The organism is Limibacillus sp. (assembly GCA_037379885.1).
Lineage (GTDB): Bacteria > Pseudomonadota > Alphaproteobacteria > Kiloniellales > CECT-8803 > JARRJC01.
On the sequence record JARRJC010000120.1, the window covers coordinates 1 to 2293 of the forward strand.

Here is a 2293-nt window from a genome sequence, read left to right on the forward strand (position 1 = left end):
GTGCGCGGCCCTGATGCGGCCCGCCTCATACAGATGCTGACGCCGCGCGACCTCTCACGGATGATGCCCGGACAGTGCTACTACACGCCCATGGTGGACGAGACCGGGGGCATGCTGAACGACCCCGTGACCCTGAAGCTCGCCGACGACCGTTTCTGGGTGTCGATCGCGGATTCGGATCTGCTGTTCTGGATCAAGGGACTGGCCTACGCCCTGCACCTGGAAGTCTCCGCCGAGGAACCTGACGTCTCGCCGCTCGCCGTGCAGGGGCCCAAGGCGGACGAGCTCATGTCGCGGGTGTTCGGCCCGCAGGTGAAGGACATCCGCTTCTTCCGCTTCCGCCATCTGGAGTTCGACGGACGCTCGCTGCCGGTCGCGCGTTCCGGCTATTCCAAGCAGGGCGGCTTCGAGATCTACGTGACCGACAGCGCTCTGGGAGAGCCGCTCTGGGATGCACTCTTCGCCGCGGGCGAGGATTTGGAAGTGCGCGCGGGCGGGCCGAACCTGATCGAGCGCATTGAGGGCGGCCTGCTGTCTTACGGCAACGACATGACGCGGGAGAACACCCCGCACGAGTGCGGGCTCGGCCGCTTCTGCGACACCGAAAAGGCGATCGGCTGCGTCGGCCGCGACGCGCTCTTGCGGGTTGCAAGGGACGGACCGACGCGCCAGATCAGGGGTCTGAGGATCGAAGCCGAAGGCTTGCCGCCTTGCATCGAACCCTGGCCCGTGCTGTCTGGCGGGCGGCGCGTTGGGCAGGTGACCTCGGCGGCCTGGTCGCCGGACTTCAAGACCACCGTGGCGATCGCGATGATCCGCATGACCCACTGGGAGCCCGGCACGGCGGTCGAGGTCGAAACCCCGGACGGCTTCAAGTTCGCGCGGGTCTGCGAACTGCCCATCACCTGACCGGGTCGTGGTTCTCCAACGGCGAGGGAACCCGGCAAAAGGACGTAATCGGCACAACGACAAATCGATAGACAAGGGAGATACGCGATGAGCTTCAGAGCACTGGTGGTCGAGAAGGACCAGGAGGACAAGACCAAGGCCTCCGTTCAGGAACTGGAGGACTCGCAGCTTCCCGAAGGCGACGTCACGGTCGCGGTCGAATACTCCACCCTCAACTACAAGGACGGCCTGTGCATCGGCCCCGGCGGCGGCCTGGTCAAGACCTACCCCCACGTGCCTGGCGTCGACTTCGCCGGTGTCGTGGAAAGCTCCGAGGACGACCGCTACAAGCCCGGCGACCGCGTGGTCCTGACCGGTTGGCGCGTTGGTGAGGTGCGCTGGGGCGGCTATGCGGAGAAGGCGCGGGTCAAGGCCGACTGGCTGGTTCCGCTGCCCGAAGCGATCTCGACCCGCGACGCCATGGCGATCGGGACGGCGGGCTTCACCGCCATGCTGGCGGTCATCGCCCTGGAGGAACACGGCCTGAAGCCGGGCAATGGTCCGGTACTGGTCACCGGGGCGGCGGGCGGCGTCGGCTCGGTGGCGACGGCGATCCTGGCCAAGCTGGGCCATGAGGTGGCTGCCGTTACAGGACGGCCGGAGACCGAGGGCTATCTGCGCGACCTGGGCGCCACGACCATCGTGCCGCGCGAGGAGATCAACGAGACGGTCAAGCGGCCCCTCGAGACCGAGACCTGGGCCGGATGCGTGGATGCCGTGGGCGGGCCGATGCTGGCGCGTGTCCTGGGCCAGATCAAGTACGGCGGCTCTGTCGCCGCGGTCGGTCTGGCCGGCGGCGCCCAACTCCCCGCCACTGTTATTCCCTTCCTGCTGCGCGGGGTGAACCTGCTGGGCATCGATTCCGTGATGAAGCCCTTCGAGCCGCGCAAGCAGGCCTGGGACCGTCTCGCCAAGGACCTGCCCATGGACAAGCTTCACGCCATGATCCGGCCCGCCGGGCTTGCCGATCTTCCAGAGCTGGGCGCTGCGATCCTGAAGGGGCAGGTGCAGGGGCGCGTCGTGGTGGACGTGAAGGCTTGACCGGACCGGTCCGGTTCGGGTTTTTAAAGCCCCATGATGGGGAACAGTAAGAGGCGCGCAAGCCTCGGCTCACGGCGCATCGTTGTTCTGGGCTATGGCACCATCGCCGAGGCGGCGCTGCCGATGCTGCTTGAAACGCTGGAGGTTGAGGCCCCGGCGCTCACCGTGATTGATCAGAAAGAGCTGCCCGACCGCCTCTCCGACTTGGCCGGTCGAGGCCTCACCTATCTGCGCAGACGGGTGACGCCCGACAATCTGGGCGACGTGCTGGGCGAGGCGCTCCAACCCGGCGACTTGCTGCTCA

3 protein-coding genes are annotated in these 2293 nt (G+C 67.0%); all 3 read left to right on the forward strand.

The features are described from left to right. Window positions 1–909, forward strand: a 909-nt coding sequence (locus P8X75_15180; GenBank protein MEJ1996524.1) for a dimethylsulfoniopropionate demethylase, incomplete at its 5' end; no start/stop codon positions are given. 87 nt (window positions 910–996) lie between these two features. Continuing rightward, on the forward strand, window positions 997–1989 hold the full coding sequence (locus P8X75_15185; GenBank protein MEJ1996525.1) for an oxidoreductase: 993 nt from the start codon (window positions 997–999) through the stop codon (window positions 1987–1989). A 33-nt stretch (window positions 1990–2022) separates the two neighbouring features. After that, window positions 2023–2293 (forward strand): saccharopine dehydrogenase NADP-binding domain-containing protein (locus P8X75_15190; protein MEJ1996526.1); only part of this gene is annotated, 271 nt, incomplete at its 3' end.

Coding starts and splice junctions, on each gene's coding strand:
- P8X75_15185 (MEJ1996525.1), top strand. CDS start 997: ATGAGCTTCAGAGCACTGGTGGTCGAGAAGGACCAGGAGGACAAGACC.